15 protein-coding genes and 2 pseudogenes are annotated in these 13524 nt (G+C 65.6%); 12 read left to right on the top strand and 5 right to left on the bottom strand.

Annotation, left to right across the window (positions count from 1 at the left end; all coding sequences use genetic code 11):
- Nucleotides 1–36 precede the first annotated feature (36 nt).
- A pseudogene (locus HWX14_RS24975) lies at nt 37–500 on the bottom strand (universal stress protein).
- A 244-nt stretch (nt 501–744) separates the two neighbouring features.
- Here HWX14_RS24975 and HWX14_RS24970 point away from each other — a divergent pair.
- From HWX14_RS24970 to HWX14_RS24960, 3 genes are all read left to right on the top strand, one after another.
- On the top strand, nt 745–2751 hold the full coding sequence (locus HWX14_RS24970; RefSeq protein WP_175885030.1) for a PAS domain S-box protein: 2007 nt from the start codon (nt 745–747) through the stop codon (nt 2749–2751).
- The gene (locus HWX14_RS24965) at nt 2748–3395 is read left to right on the top strand and encodes a response regulator transcription factor (protein WP_175885029.1); all 648 of its coding nucleotides are present in this window, start codon (nt 2748–2750) and stop codon (nt 3393–3395) included. Before HWX14_RS24970 ends, HWX14_RS24965 begins: the two co-directional genes overlap by 4 nt.
- Before the next feature lie 302 nt (nt 3396–3697).
- On the top strand, nt 3698–4471 hold the full coding sequence (locus HWX14_RS24960; RefSeq protein ID WP_175885028.1) for a helix-turn-helix domain-containing protein: 774 nt from the start codon (nt 3698–3700) through the stop codon (nt 4469–4471).
- Between the two features lie 26 nt (nt 4472–4497).
- Here the strand turns inward: HWX14_RS24960 and HWX14_RS24955 are convergent, their stop codons facing one another.
- A complete protein-coding gene (locus HWX14_RS24955; RefSeq protein WP_175885027.1) occupies nt 4498–5487 on the bottom strand; it encodes a zinc-dependent alcohol dehydrogenase family protein in 990 nt (329 codons plus the stop codon).
- A 172-nt stretch (nt 5488–5659) separates the two neighbouring features.
- Here HWX14_RS24955 and HWX14_RS24950 point away from each other — a divergent pair, with 172 nt between their 5' ends.
- Genes HWX14_RS24950 through HWX14_RS24940 form a run of 3 tightly spaced genes read left to right on the top strand, consistent with a single transcriptional unit; the run spans nt 5660 to nt 8041 of the window.
- Nucleotides 5660–6661, top strand: a complete 1002-nt coding sequence (locus HWX14_RS24950) for a nitroreductase family protein (RefSeq protein ID WP_175885026.1) — start codon at nt 5660–5662, stop codon at nt 6659–6661.
- Between the two features lie 50 nt (nt 6662–6711).
- Nucleotides 6712–7047: a c-type cytochrome gene (locus HWX14_RS24945; RefSeq protein WP_175885025.1), complete on the top strand. Its 336-nt coding sequence runs from the start codon at nt 6712–6714 to the stop codon at nt 7045–7047.
- A gap of 22 nt (nt 7048–7069) precedes the next feature.
- Entirely contained in the window at nt 7070–8041 is a 972-nt protein-coding gene (locus HWX14_RS24940; protein WP_175885024.1) for an LOG family protein, read from the top strand.
- A 19-nt stretch (nt 8042–8060) separates the two neighbouring features.
- On the opposite strand, the pseudogene HWX14_RS36610 reads toward HWX14_RS24940, so the two are convergent.
- Nucleotides 8061–8304, bottom strand: a pseudogene (locus HWX14_RS36610) (transcriptional regulator CynR); the annotation flags it as partial.
- 151 nt (nt 8305–8455) lie between these two features.
- Between HWX14_RS36610 and HWX14_RS24935 the strand changes: the two are divergent.
- From HWX14_RS24935 to HWX14_RS24920, 4 genes are all read left to right on the top strand, one after another.
- Entirely contained in the window at nt 8456–9115 is a 660-nt protein-coding gene (locus HWX14_RS24935; protein ID WP_175885023.1) for a carbonic anhydrase, read from the top strand.
- 61 nt (nt 9116–9176) lie between these two features.
- On the top strand, nt 9177–9647 hold the full coding sequence (cynS, locus tag HWX14_RS24930; protein ID WP_175885022.1) for a cyanase: 471 nt from the start codon (nt 9177–9179) through the stop codon (nt 9645–9647).
- A 145-nt stretch (nt 9648–9792) separates the two neighbouring features.
- On the top strand, nt 9793–10272 hold the full coding sequence (locus tag HWX14_RS24925) for a DUF1348 family protein (RefSeq protein ID WP_175885565.1): 480 nt from the start codon (nt 9793–9795) through the stop codon (nt 10270–10272).
- A gap of 134 nt (nt 10273–10406) precedes the next feature.
- Complete coding sequence (locus tag HWX14_RS24920) at nt 10407–10664, top strand: DUF4148 domain-containing protein (RefSeq protein ID WP_175885021.1); 258 nt, start codon at nt 10407–10409, stop codon at nt 10662–10664.
- A 74-nt stretch (nt 10665–10738) separates the two neighbouring features.
- Here HWX14_RS24920 and cynR read toward each other — a convergent pair whose 3' ends face one another.
- Complete coding sequence (gene cynR, locus HWX14_RS24915; RefSeq protein WP_175885020.1) at nt 10739–11626, bottom strand: transcriptional regulator CynR; 888 nt, start codon at nt 11624–11626, stop codon at nt 10739–10741.
- A gap of 257 nt (nt 11627–11883) precedes the next feature.
- On the opposite strand from cynR, the gene HWX14_RS24910 reads away from it, so the two are divergent.
- Together HWX14_RS24910 and HWX14_RS24905 are read left to right on the top strand one after the other, a co-directional pair.
- Nucleotides 11884–12366, top strand: a complete 483-nt coding sequence (locus tag HWX14_RS24910) for a DUF1348 family protein (RefSeq protein ID WP_175885019.1) — start codon at nt 11884–11886, stop codon at nt 12364–12366.
- 601 nt (nt 12367–12967) lie between these two features.
- Nucleotides 12968–13192, top strand: coding sequence for a hypothetical protein (locus HWX14_RS24905; RefSeq protein WP_175885018.1), 225 nt, complete (start codon nt 12968–12970; stop codon nt 13190–13192).
- A gap of 82 nt (nt 13193–13274) precedes the next feature.
- Here HWX14_RS24905 and HWX14_RS24900 read toward each other — a convergent pair whose 3' ends face one another.
- Nucleotides 13275–13514, bottom strand: coding sequence for a hypothetical protein (locus tag HWX14_RS24900; RefSeq protein ID WP_175885017.1), 240 nt, complete (start codon nt 13512–13514; stop codon nt 13275–13277).
- Between the last annotated feature and the right edge of the window lie 10 nt (nt 13515–13524).

Below are 13524 nucleotides of genomic sequence, written 5' to 3'. Positions count from 1 at the left end.
GCAGCCGCTTGCGGCTGTCCCGCTCGTGTCGGACGGTCACAACACGCCGGCGCTCGCGCCTGCCCCCTCCCGCACCACCAGCACCGGCCGGTCCGCGATGCGCACCAGCGACTCGGCGACGCTGCCGAGCACCGCACGCCGCGACCGCCGTGCGTGCCCATCACGATCAGGTCCGCACGGCATCCGGCGGCGGCACGCGCCAGCACGTCCCACACGTCCATTCCGCGCGCGTCGATCGTCTGCGCGATGCCGCGCACGCCGGACAGCTGGAACGCGGTTTCCGCGTCCGCGACCGCAATCGCGGCCCGGTCCGCGTCCAGCCCGGCCGGACCGCGCGAATCGATATCGCCGCGATCGACGTCAGTCAGCCGACGCGCCTGCGACACCACGCACATGGCGATGACCAGGCCGCCCGATTCGCGGGCGAGCGAAATCGCCTCATCGAGGGCGAGCCGCGCACTGCGGCTGTCGTCGATTGCCGCGAAGATCCGGTGGTACATGGCGCATCCCTCCGTTCGAATTCGGTTGGTTCGTCCAGCCAGTGTGGGCCGGACGAGCGCCTGTCGGTTGATACGGGTCAAGCAGGCGCGGCGGCGCCCGTACGCATCGGTCCCGATTGGCGAGCGCCGATAAAACGCGCACAATTTCGGGCGACATCACAGTTCCGGCCCGCCCCGCTCTTCTTGCCTCGCGTCCGGCCCGCCGCCCGCCAGCCGCCGGCGAAATCCGTCAGGATGAACGGCAATGACAGTGAATGCGCCCTCCTTCAAGGCCGGCCCGTCCCCCCAACGGATTCGGCCCGCCCGCCATGCAGCCATGGCGGCCGCGCTGCTGACACTCGCGCTCGGTCTGACTGCTACGGTTGCGGCGTCCCGTGCACTGCAGAACGAGGCCCGGCAAGCCGCCCAGGCCCGGTTCGAGCAAACCGCGACGCGCGCGACCGCGGACCTGCGGCGCAGCCTCCTTGGCGCCGCTGCCCTCTTGCGCGGCGCGCGTGGCTTCGCGGCAACACTGGCCGCGCCGCAATCCGGGCCAGCGTGGCGGGACTACCTCGCCGGTCTCGATCTGGAAGGCTTGCAGACGCCCGTGCGAAGTATCGGAAGAATCGACCCGAGCGCCGCCATCGACGATCAGTCGACCCGGCAGGCACTGCAACGCGCAGCGGAAACCGGCAAGGCCGCGCTGGCCGCGAACGCGATCCAGGACGGCACCGGTGCGACGATCGCCCGTACGGAACTGACGCTGTACTTGCCGATTTATGCAAAGGCTGAAAAGGGAGCGTCGCTCGGTCCCCGGCACGCGAGCGCGACCGGGTACGTTTATGCGTCGCTGAATTCCGAGCGACTCGTCGATTCGTCCGTGCTCGATCGGCTGCACACGGAAATCGTCGCCGACGATCCGGCGGCCCCCGTGTATTCCGGTGGCTTTGGTGGCGGCGGCGACGGCGACGGCGTCGAAGTGCGCGATACGTTCGAGCACACCGATACGCTGACGTTCGGCGGCACGCCGCTTACGCTGCACTACAGCGCACCGCGCGCCGCGATGTCCGGCGCCGCGATGGCCGTGCTGCTGGCCGGCATCGCGCTGTCTCTGACACTGGCCGCGCTCGTGCGGCGAGTCGCCGCGATGGGCTCGCTCGCCGGTGTACATCCGGGCGACACCCGGCTCACCGAGGTCCGGATGATGGCCATCATCCGGTCATCGATGGAGGCCATCATTACCGTCGACGAAAACCAGACGATCGTGATCTTCAATCCGGCCGCCGAACGCGTGTTCGGCGTCTCGGCGATGGACGCGATCGGTGCGCCGCTCGCCCGCTTCATCCCCGAGCGCTTCCGTGCCGCGCATGCGCGGCACGTCGAGCAATTCGGCGTGACCGGCGTGTCGGAACGGCAGATGGGGCGGCAACGCGTGCTGTTCGGCCTGCGCGGCGACGGCACGGAATTCCCGATCGAGGCGTCGATCTCGCAGATTCGCGACGGCACCGGCAAGCTGTACACGGTCATGCTGCGCGACGTCACCGAGCGGGTGCGAGCGGAAAACGCCGTCAAGCAATCACGAGAGGAATTGCGCGAGCTATCCGCGAATCTGCAGAACGTGCGGGAGGAAGAGAAAACGCGTATCGCCCGCGAGCTGCACGACGATCTCGGCCAGCAACTGACCGCACTCAAGATGGATCTGTCCGCCGTCGAACTGTCGCTCGCGGGCGTTGTCGCTCCCAACATCGGCGTGCGCGAGCAATTGAGCGGCATGCATCGCCTGATCGATTCGACCGTGGCGTCGGTTCGGCGCATCGCGGCGGATTTGCGCCCCGTGATGCTCGACGACCTGGGCCTCGTCCCGGCGATCGAATGGCTGGTCAACGATTTCACGCACCGCTACAGCATCACGGTCAACCGCGACATCGCCCCGGTCGATACCGCGTTCACCAACACCGGCGCGACCACGCTGTTCCGCATCGTGCAGGAGGCGCTGACCAACGTCGCGCGGCACGCCGACGCGACGAACGTGACGCTCACGTTGAAAGTGGAAGACGGCTACTGCATGCTGCGCATTGCCGACAACGGTCACGGCGCGCCCGGGAACGACCGCGATGTGCGCGATCGCCCGTCGTTCGGCCTGATCGGGATTCGCGAGCGTGCGCACATGCTCGACGGGACGGTGACGATCGACAACCGGCCGGGAGCGGGATTCGCGATCACCGTGGCATTGCCGCTTCACGCCATCCAGCAAGGAGATGTACTGTCATGATCAGGGTACTCATCGCCGACGACCACGCACTCGTCCGGGACGGCCTGCGGCACATTCTGCAGAACGCAAGCGGTTTCGAAGTCGTTGGCGAAGCACAGGACAGTGCTTCGACGATCGCGCTCGTGCGCGACACGGACGCCAACGTGCTGGTGCTCGACCTGTCGATGCCCGGCCGCAACGGCGTCGAACTCATCAAGCAGATCAAGGACGAGAAGCCGGCATTGCATATCCTCGTGCTGACGATGCATGCCGAACAGCAGTACGCGGTGCGCGCGTTCCGCGCGGGCGCGTCCGGCTACATGACCAAGGAAAGCGCCAGCGCCGAACTGGTCGCCGCGCTGACCAAGATCGCGGCCGGCGGCGTCTACGTGAGCCTGACCATGGCCGAGCAATTCGCGCAGAGCCTGAACGAACCGACCGATCTCCTGCCGCACCAGCGCCTGTCCGACCGAGAATTCGACGTGTTCCGGCGCGTCACCACCGGCGAGTCGATTTCGGAAATCGCGCAGGCGCTCTGCGTCAGCGTCAAGACGGTCAGCACGTACAAGACGCGGATCCTCGAGAAAATGCAGATGCCGAACGACACGGCACTGGTGCGCTATGCGATGCGCCACAAGCTGTTCGACGACCCGGACGAACTCTGACCGCGACAACCCGCCGCCCCCTTGTAGGCATCGTCCTACAAACCTTCCCTATCACCTACCGCATCTTCAATTTCCGCTGATTTCAATCAAGCGTCCGGCTGTCCATACTCCGGTCAAGAACAACACACCGGCGTGCCTCCCGGAGCTGCCCGGCCTTGCCGTCCCGTCGCGACGGCATCGTCGTCCCGCCGATCCGGTGCGACGCCGATTCGACCAACCAGGCGGTGACCTCCCTGTCCGCCTGTACGACGCCAGCGCAACCGCGACGATGCGACCCGCTGCCGCCCCAACCGGAGCAGATCATGCAGAGCCATGCCGAAATCCCGACGACGGTGCCGTTGCACCCGTTCATTCCGCTGCATCCCGCCGCGCGGGCAGACCAGCCGAAGCGCACGTCGTCCCGCTGCTCGTCCTGCACGCTGCGCACCGTTTGCATGCCGCGGGAAATGACGCCCGACGAGTTCGCCCGGGTCGACGCGATGATCTGCACGACGCGCCACGTCAAACGCGGTGAAACGCTGTTTCGCGCGGACGACACGTTCCACAGCATCTACGCGGTCAGAACCGGGTCGTTCAAGACCGTGATGATGCATCGCGACGGCAACGAGCAGATCACCGGCTTCCAGATCGTCGGCGAATCGCTCGGGCTCGACGGCGTGCACACCGGGCGGCACAACGGCGATGCGATCGCGCTCGAGGACAGCACGGTCTGCATCATCCCGTTCGGCCAGCTCGAGCAGATGTGTCGCGACGTGCGGCCGATGCAGCATCACGTCTATCAGATGATGAGCGGCGAAATCGTCCGCGAATCCGCGCAGATGGTGCTGCTCGGCACGATGACCGCCGAGCAGCGCGTGGCCGCCTTCCTGCTGAATCTTTCCACCCGCTTCAAGGCGCGCGGTTACTCGGCCGCCGAATTCGTGCTGCGGATGACGCGCGACGAGATCGGCGAATATCTCGGGATGAAGCTCGAAACGGTCAGCCGCATGCTGTCGAAGTTCCAGCGCAACGGGCTCGTCGCCGCGCAAGGCAAGCAGATCCGCATCGTGGATTCGGAAGGCCTCGCGCGCATCTGAGCGGATCGCGCGGATACCGGGCGGGATCAGTCGCGCATGCCGAGCACGGCGGCGCCGGACACGCGCCCGCTGCGCAGATCGTCCAGTGCGCGATTCGCATCGGTCAGCGCGTAGCGCACGGCTGCGACGCGCAGCGGCGTCGCGGCGGCGATCCGCATGAATTCGGCCGCATCCGCGCGCGTCAGGTTGGCGACCGACGCGATCCGGCGCTCGCCCCACAGCCATGCATACGGAAAGCTCGGGATATCGCTCATGTGAATGCCGCCGCATACGACGATCCCGCCTTTGCCGACGGCGCGCAGCGCGGCCGGCACCAGCGCGCCCGCCGGCGCAAAAATGAGCGCGGCGTCGAGCGTTTCAGGCGGTGTCTCGTCGCTGCCGCCGGCCCACGCCGCGCCGAGCGACAGCGCGAGCTGCTGTGCCGCGGTATCGCCGGGCTTCGTCAGCGCGAACACCTTCCGTCCCTCGAAACGCGCGACCTGCGCGACGAGATGAGCGGCCGCGCCGAAGCCGTAGATGCCGATGCGACGCGCATCGCCCGCCATCCGCAAGGTCCGATAGCCGATCAGGCCCGCGCATAGCAGCGGCGCAGCTTCCAGATCGGAATAGCGCTGCGGCAGGTGCACGCAATACCGATGGTCGGCGACCGCGCGCTCGGCATAGCCGCCGTCGATCGTATAGCCGGTAAATCCGGGGCTGTCGCACAGGTTTTCGCGGCCGGATGCGCAATACGCGCAATGCCCGCAGGTCGAGCCGAGCCACGGAACACCGATCCGGTCGCCCACTGAGAAACCGGTCACGCCCTCGCCGAGCATGCGCACCGTTCCCACGATTTCGTGCCCCGGCACCAGCGGCAGCTTCGGGTGCGCGAGCTCGCCGTCGACGACGTGCAGATCGGTTCGACAGACACCGCATGCATGCACGTCGATCAACAGCTGGCCCGGCGCCGGCAGCGGATCCGGCACGCGCGCCTCGCGCAAATGCGGCGCCGTGCCGTCAAACATCATCGCAAGCATGCTCGCCTCCCGCTCGATCGTCTTCGTGCTTCGCTGTCCAAGACTAATCCCGGCGCACCGCGCGTGCATGGCCCGGTGACGGGCGCTTGACGTGGGTCAACGGCCGCCGGACGGTTGCTGACACGATGAAGTGGCATGACGCCGCCCGCGCGGCGTGCCAGGAGATGATCGAATGATATCCGTTCCCCCGCTTGCCGCAAGCGCCCATGTCGACGATCAATTGAAGTCGCTGTTGGCGTACGCGATGCTGGCCCCGTCCAGTCACAATTCCCAGCCGTGGCGGTTCATCGTCAACGGCGCCACGATCGCCGTCTGTGCGGACCGGGTCCGCGCATTACCCGTGGTCGATCCGTTCGACCGCGAACTGATCATCAGTTGCGGCGCGGCATTGCTCAATCTGCGCGTCGCGCTCGATCACGCCGGCCTCGCCCACACGATCAGCACGTTTCCGTCCGAGGTCGATCCCGATCTCCTCGCGCTGGTCCGGGTCTGCGACGACGGCTATTCCGATCCGTCTCTCGGCGGGTTGTTCGACGCGATCCAGGCGCGCGTCACGACGCGCGCGCCGTTCGACTCGACCGCGGTGCCCGACGAGCTTCAGCGCGAGCTGATCGCGGCCGGCGCCGCGGAAGGCGCCGAGGTCGCGTGCATCGACTCGATCGCGCATCGCGCACGGGTCGCCGAACTAGTTGCGCAGGCCGACCAGCAGCAGTTCGCGGATCCGCGCTTCCGGCGCGAACTGGCGAGCTGGATCGATCCGCGCCGGCGCGTCGACGGCATGCCGGCATTCGCGGCCGGCGTGCCGACGCTGCTGGACTTCGCGGCGCCTGTCGTGACGATGGCAGTGCGGACGTTCGATCTCGGCAACGGGCTGGCCGCGCTCCATCACCAGCTCGTCGGCGCGTCGCCTTTGATCGTGTGCCTGTCGACCGTGCGCGACGATCGCGAAGCGTGGCTGGCCGCGGGCCAGGCGCTGGAGCGGATCCTGCTCGTCGCGGCGCGCGCGGGCTATACGGCGTCGTACCTGAACCAGCCGATCGAGACGGCCGCGCTGCGTGCCGACCTGGGCCGGATGCTCGGGCTTCGCGGCGAGCCGCAGTTGCTGCTGCGGGTTGGCCGCGGCCCGCACACGCCGCATTCGCCCCGTCGCCCGCTCGGCGAAGTGATCTCCTGAGCGCAACCGCCGACACGCTGCGCGCCATCCGATCCGGACGAGGAAAAAACATGAACATCACGCGCTGCTCCGCATTCTTTCTGATCGCTGCCATGGCCGGCACGGCGGTCGCGCAAACGACCGTGCCCGAGCCGACCGAACTCGTCAACGCGCAGCACTGCATGTTCTGCCACACGCCCGACATGACGTTCCTCGGGCCGTCGTTCCACGACATCGCCGCGCGCTACCGCGGCGATCCGCACGCGGCCGCCGAACTGGAGCGCAAGTTGCGCGTCGGCGGCCCCACGCATTGGGGCGACACGCCGATGCCGTCCGCCGTCGATCGCGGCGGGCCGCTGTCCGCCGACGACGCGCATCAGCTCGTCCAATGGGTGTTGAGTCAGTGACCGGGCCACTGCCTTCCCGCTCATGTCCACGATAATCAAACGCGTTCCTGCCGGCATTGCGCGCGGCGGCGCGCACGGCAAGCGGGTACGCGCCCGGCCCGAGGCGATCGCCGGCCTCGACGACATCCGGCGGCCGTCTCGTCGAAGGCGACATCTCGCCGGCGATCCGAACTGCACGCCCGGCGACGCGGACACGACGTTGCTGCAACGCGCGACCATGCGCGGTATCCGGCTGCAACTCGACTACTGGAAAGCCGAGGCGCGTCTGCAACATGAGCGCATCGGCCATGCCGTCGTGATCTACGGCAGCACGCGCATCGTCGCGCCCGCCGCCGCGAACGCACGGCTCGACGAAGCGAATCGCCTGCTCGCACTGCGCCCGCGTGACCCGGGCCGGCGTCGTGCCGTCGCGGTCGCCCGCCGTCTCGTCGAGCACAGCGCGTACTACCGCGTCGCACGCGAATTCGGCCGTATCGTCGGCCATGCCGACCGGCGCACGCGTACGACGCGCCTCGCGATCGTCACGGGCGGCGGCCCCGGCATCATGGAGGCCGCCAATCGCGGCGCCTACGAGCGCGGCGCGCCGAGCATCGGCTTCAATATCGAGCTGCCGCGCGAACAGGCGCCGAATCCGTACATCACGCCGGATCTGTGCTTCCGGTTCCACTACTTCGCGATTCGCAAGCTTCACCTGCTCGAGCGCGCCAAGGCAGCCGTGTTTTTCCCCGGCGGATACGGCACGTTCGACGAGCTGTTCGAGGTCCTGACGCTGCTGCAGACGCGCAAGATCGCGCCGCTGCCGGTTGTCCTGGTCGGCGAAGCGTACTGGCGGCGCGCCGTCGATCTGGCGTTTCTCGCGGACGAAGGGATGATCGACCGCCGCGACCTCGAACTGTTCACCTACTGCGAATCGGCCGCCGAGATCTGGCACGCGATCGGATCGTGGTATGCGCGGTGCGGTGCAAAACGACCCGCCCGGCGCAGATCAAATTAAATTTGTCACCGTTTTCGCAGTCCTGCGCAGACAGCCGCCTGCGGCATGTCGCGCGCGCCTGGTCGCCGCCGACGAAAAGGCTCGGCGTCTCGCGAAACGACGGTTCGCTTTCGATTTCCGCGGTGTGGACGGGCTCGAACGCGACACCGGCATATCGCCGGCACGCCGGCATCCGGATCCTGTAGCGCGCGCTTCGCATCGCGCATCCACGCCGCGCCGGCATCCGTGAATTGCACGTTCCGCCCCGAACGGTCCAGCCGCTCAGCTCCCTCCTCGCCGCCGATAACAATTGGTATTGCCTATGGCGAGAATCATAAACCCGTCTTGGACACTATGACGGAACAGGTCCATTCTCCATTCAACGCATCGCACTGACCGACGCGGCAACGAACGCCAGACCGAATGGAGCTGACCATGCAAGAGATCATCGACGGTTTTCTGAAGTTTCAACGGGACGTCATGCCCGCGCGCAGGGAGTTGTTCCGCAAGCTGGCCACCAGCCAGACGCCGCGCACCCTGTTCATTTCCTGTTCCGATAGCCGCATGGTTCCCGAACTGGTCACGCAGCGCGAACCGGGCGATCTGTTCGTGATCCGCAATGCCGGCAACATCGTGCCTTCGTTCGGCCCCGAGCCGGGCGGCGTGTCGGCTACCGTCGAATATGCCGTGGCCGCGCTCGGCGTGACGGATGTGGTGATTTGCGGCCACTCGGACTGCGGCGCGATGACGGCCGTCGCGACGTGCAAGTGCCTCGACCATCTGCCCGCCGTCGCTAACTGGCTGCGCTACGCCGACTCGGCGAAGCTCGTCAACGAGGCGCGTAACCATGCGAGCGAGCGCGAGCGCGTCGACTCGATGGTGCGCGAGAACGTCATCGCGCAGCTCGACAACCTGAAGACCCATCCCTCCGTTGCACTGGGACTCGCGCAAGGCCACCTCAATCTGCACGGTTGGGTCTACGACATCGAATCCGGCTCGATCGACGCGCTCGATGCCGCGACTCGCCGGTTCGTGCCGCTCGCCGCGCATCCCGATGTCACCGCGACACCCGCCGAGTGCGTGGCTGCGCTCTGATTCCCGGCTCGTCACCCCGACTGCCGATCTCACTACGTCGATTTACTCAAGGAGCAACATCATGACCCAATCGCAAGTCACACCGAACGCACGCGAAGCATTGACGGAAACGATCATCGACGCGAAGGTGCGCAAGAACCTCACGTTCGAAGCCATCAACGAAGGCACGGGCTTGAGCATCGCGTACACGACAGCCGCGCTGCTCGGTCAGCATGCGCTGCCGGAGAACGCGGCGAAGCTGGTCGCCGAACGCCTCGGGCTCGACGCCGACGCCGTGCGCCTGCTGCAAACCATTCCCGTGCGGGGCAGCATTCCGGGCGGCGTGCCGACCGATCCCACGATCTACCGCTTCTACGAAATGGTGCAGGTGTACGGCACGACGTTGAAGGCGCTGGTTCACGAGAAATTCGGCGACGGCATCATCAGTGCGATCAATTTCAAACTCGATATCCAGAAGGTGCCGGACCCGGAAGGCGGCGAGCGCGCCGTCATCACGCTCGACGGCAAGTACCTGCCGACCAAGCCGTTCTGAACCCATGATGCAAAGACGAAAGTTCTTGCTGAGCACCGGCGCCGCGCTTGCGTCGGGCGGCCTGGCCCTCTCGGGTTGCACGATGACCGAGCCGCGCGCCACGTCGAGCACCCACAACGCGCTGTCCCCCACAAGGAGATCCAAAATGACTTCACCCGCAGCAATTCGCCCGCCGCTCCCGCCGTTCACGCTGGAGTCGGCCATCGAGAAAGTCCGTCTCGCGGAAGACGGCTGGAATTCGCGCGATGCCGCCAAGGTCGCGCTCGCCTATTCGCTCGATACGAAATGGCGCAATCGCGCCGAGTTCGCGAACAACCGCGCGGAAGCGCAGGCGTTCCTCGAACGCAAATGGAAGAAGGAGCACGAGTATCGCCTGATCAAGGAACTGTGGGCGTTCGGCGGCAATCGCATTGCCGTGCGCTACGCCTACGAATGGCACGACGACTCCGGCAACTGGTTCCGCTCCTATGGCAACGAGAACTGGGAGTTCGGCGAGGATGGCCTGATGCAACACCGCTATGCGTGCATCAACGACATGCCGATCAAGGAATCCGAGCGCAAGTATCACTGGCCCTTGGGCCGTCGGCCGGACGATCACCCGGGACTGAGCGAGCTGGGACTTTGAAGCCCGGAGCGTGACAGCCGCGATGAGCGGTTAGCGCCCAACCATCCGGTAGCGAAGAATCACGGATCGTTGGGCGTTTTTTTAATTTCATTGGTAGTGCAAATAGTCTATCTAAACAAGGAAACAGAAACATCATGACCAAGCGTATCCGTCACATTTCTTACGTCCTGTCGGCACTCACGCTGGCTGCTGCCACCACGACCGCGTTTGCTGCCTCTTCCGCAGAAGCGGCTTCACCGGGTTATCACTCCGCTGCGCCGTTGATTCAGCGGGATGCGGCGCCGGAAGCCCGGCGCGCACTGACCCGCCGCGACGTGATCAACGAGCTGATCCAGGCCGGGCAGGACGGTACGCTGCAACGCCTGAACGATACGGTTTTCCACGGCTCGTGACGCCCGACCAAGCGGCTGCGTCGAAGCGGGTCGTATGCCGCCTGACGAAGGGTGACTCGCGATGTCGATGGAGGTCACGTCGACGTTCCGAACCGCTCGGTCAGCAGTTTCAAGAATGCCCTGCTTGCCGCGGTGCGATACGCACCCTTGCGCTCCAAAACGGCAGCCGTGCGCGTGGGCAGAGCGGGATCGAGCGCCACGGGATGCAGGCCCTCTTGCACGCGTGCGATGTGATCAGGAAGAACCGTCGCCAGCTGCCCGCGACGCGCGATCTCCACGATTGCACCGATCGTATCCACTTCGATTGCGACAAGCGGTCGAATAGCGTGGCGCGCAAAATGCTCATCGATGAACCGGCGCGTCGCGAACGTGTCGTTCAGCAAGACCAACGGCTCCTTGCCGAAGTCACGCGCAGCGAGTGCCCTGCGGCGCGACGCACGCGGGTGGCTGCGGCCCACCACGAGGCTCAGCGTTTCCTCGAAAAGGGGTTGGCTTTCTATGTCGGCCGACAAGGCCGGATGGAATGCGACACCGATATCGAGCTTGTCGTCCGCAAGCTGCGCCTCCATCTGATCCTGTGTGAGTTCGCGAATATCGATCCTGATGCCGGGATGCAACTGGTGGAAGCCATCGACGATCGGCCCGACCAGGGATGCCGTATAGGTCGGCGTGACTGCGAAACGCAGGTGGCCCCGGCTCAGCTCCGCCACGTCGTTTATCGCCCTTACCCCTGCGTCGAGGTCCTGTAGCGCGAGCTTGGCGTAACGCATCCACGCTTCTCCCGCGTCGGTCAGTTGAACGGTTCGGCCTGAACGGTCGAACAGCTGTGTTCCCAAGGTGTCCTCGAGCTGCCGAATCTGCTGCGACAAGGTCGGCTGCGATACATGAAGCGCCTCGGCGGCGCGCGTGAAATTCTTCTGTTCCGCCACTGCAAGAAAGTAACGGATATGACGTAGCAGCACGGGAATCCCCCTTGACTATTGGTTTTCCTTATCGACTTTATCTCAAACCAGTCTTGGACGCTATGGAAATTCGCGTCCATCCTTCATGCATCGAATCAACGCACGCAAGGAGGCCGATCGTGAAAAAGATCGTCGAAGGGTCTCCCGGGTTTCGATGAAATCGCTGCCGACCAAGCCGTTCTGAATTCATCGCGTCGCGGGTCGGGCGATCCGCGCCGCACGAAGTGCAATCGCCAATCTGAAAAAGGAGAGCTGTCATGTCGACTCAACAGCAGGAAATTCGCCCGCCGCTTCCGCCGTTCACGCTGGAATCGGCCAAGGAAAAGGTCCGTCTGGCCGAAGACGGCTGGAATTCGCGCGATGCCGCCAAGGTCGCGCTCGCCTATTCGCTCGACACGAAATGGCGCAACCGCGCCGAGTTCGCGAACAACCGCGCGGAAGCGCAGGCGTTCCTCGAACGCAAATGGAAGAAGGAGCACGAGTATCGCCTGATCAAGGAACTGTGGGCGTTCGGCGGCAATCGCATTGCCGTGCGCTACGCCTACGAATGGCACGACGACTCCGGCAACTGGTTCCGCTCCTATGGCAACGAGAACTGGGAGTTCGGCGAGGATGGCCTGATGCAACACCGCTATGCGTGCATCAACGACATGCCGATCAAGGAATCCGAGCGCAAGTATCACTGGCCCTTGGGCCGTCGGCCGGACGATCACCCGGGACTGAGCGAGCTGGGACTTTGAAGCCCGGAGCGTGACAGCCGCGATGAGCGGCTAGCGCCCGACCATCCGGTAGCGAAGAATCACGGACGGTTGGGCGTGCTCCGGCGCGACGTCACGATGTAGCAACTTGAATGTCGCTGGATTGTTCGTGGCTTTTCGTCGTGCGTCTTGCGATACGCTGAACCGCCCCGTCAGCACGCTCGCACCGAGCAAAATTGTCCCGGTTCGTCGATTCTCCTGATGATGTTCGTTCGTGCGCTGATCGTGTCAGCTTTTTCTGCTTGCCATCGACCTCTCGCTCGACGTTGTGCGGCCGCGCGCACCTTCGACCGTTCATTCGCTCGGCGGCGAAACGCCGGGCGATCGGTTTCCCGCGTCTCGCGCGCGACTGCCCGCCGGTGACGGGCACGGGCGAACAATCGTCAATCACGGTCGATGGCACAAAGCGCTCCGCTCTGCTTCGCGCAAGCCGTCCGCCGTGTAGGAATCCGCCGACGGCCTCCGCTCGATTCCTACTACAACTTCGGGACACGCCGATTGAATCGCGCATGCGCGCCGACGATACTGAAATCACGGATCACGGCTCCCGGCACACCGATCGCGAGCCATCAGGAGAGACGCCATGTCACACGCCACCCAGCTTGCCGATTCGCGCAATCCGTCCGGTCAGCCCGATGCAGCTGCGCTCGACACGCTGGCATTGGTCGCCCTCGCCCGCGACGCCGGCATGCTCGTGATCCTCGACGGCCAGATCGGCCGGGAACGGTACGAAAGCGTGACGGGATCGATCGCCACGCTGGCCCGTTTCGCGCAGGCGCTGCAGCTTTCGGCGCTCAAGGCGGCATGAAGCCGGGCGCGGTCGGCGCCGCGCCGCGCGCTGACCGCATGCCGGTGAACCTGCGCTTGCCGGATCGGCGGCCGTCGTCCGCTCAAACCGTAAAGGTGTTCGACTTCTTCATCTCGACCCAGGTCATCCCGACGCGCAACCCGTCGATCGCGGCTTCGCGCTCGGTGTCATGGAGCCGGCTGTCGGCGAACACGCGCTCGCACGTGCCGTCCGGCGACATGAGCATCACGTGGATCCTGCAACGATAGCCGCCCGTTTCGGCGGGGCTCGTCTCGATCGCCACCGACCAGTCGGCGTCGTGTACCTCGCCTGACAGTGTCATCCTGCTTCCC

The organism is Burkholderia sp. BCC0044, from assembly GCF_902832955.1.
GTDB lineage: Bacteria > Pseudomonadota > Gammaproteobacteria > Burkholderiales > Burkholderiaceae > Burkholderia.
This window is presented reverse-complemented; position numbering and strand designations above follow the sequence as displayed.

Excerpts from the sequence above, each read along its gene's own strand:
- HWX14_RS24950 (WP_175885026.1), top strand. The coding sequence starts at position 5,660 with ATGATATCCGTTCCCCCGCTTGCCGCAAGCGCCCATGTCGACGATCAA.
- HWX14_RS24920 (WP_175885021.1), top strand. The coding sequence starts at position 10,407 with ATGACCAAGCGTATCCGTCACATTTCTTACGTCCTGTCGGCACTCACG.
- cynS (WP_175885022.1), top strand. The coding sequence starts at position 9,177 with ATGACCCAATCGCAAGTCACACCGAACGCACGCGAAGCATTGACGGAA.
- HWX14_RS24965 (WP_175885029.1), top strand. The coding sequence starts at position 2,748 with ATGATCAGGGTACTCATCGCCGACGACCACGCACTCGTCCGGGACGGC.
- HWX14_RS24925 (WP_175885565.1), top strand. The coding sequence starts at position 9,793 with ATGACTTCACCCGCAGCAATTCGCCCGCCGCTCCCGCCGTTCACGCTG.
- HWX14_RS24905 (WP_175885018.1), top strand. The coding sequence starts at position 12,968 with ATGTCACACGCCACCCAGCTTGCCGATTCGCGCAATCCGTCCGGTCAG.
- HWX14_RS24935 (WP_175885023.1), top strand. The coding sequence starts at position 8,456 with ATGCAAGAGATCATCGACGGTTTTCTGAAGTTTCAACGGGACGTCATG.
- HWX14_RS24910 (WP_175885019.1), top strand. The coding sequence starts at position 11,884 with ATGTCGACTCAACAGCAGGAAATTCGCCCGCCGCTTCCGCCGTTCACG.
- HWX14_RS24960 (WP_175885028.1), top strand. The coding sequence starts at position 3,698 with ATGCAGAGCCATGCCGAAATCCCGACGACGGTGCCGTTGCACCCGTTC.
- HWX14_RS24945 (WP_175885025.1), top strand. The coding sequence starts at position 6,712 with ATGAACATCACGCGCTGCTCCGCATTCTTTCTGATCGCTGCCATGGCC.
- HWX14_RS24900 (WP_175885017.1), bottom strand. The coding sequence starts at position 13,514 with ATGACACTGTCAGGCGAGGTACACGACGCCGACTGGTCGGTGGCGATC.
- HWX14_RS24940 (WP_175885024.1), top strand. The coding sequence starts at position 7,070 with ATGTCCACGATAATCAAACGCGTTCCTGCCGGCATTGCGCGCGGCGGC.
- HWX14_RS24970 (WP_175885030.1), top strand. The coding sequence starts at position 745 with ATGACAGTGAATGCGCCCTCCTTCAAGGCCGGCCCGTCCCCCCAACGG.
- HWX14_RS24955 (WP_175885027.1), bottom strand. The coding sequence starts at position 5,487 with ATGCTTGCGATGATGTTTGACGGCACGGCGCCGCATTTGCGCGAGGCG.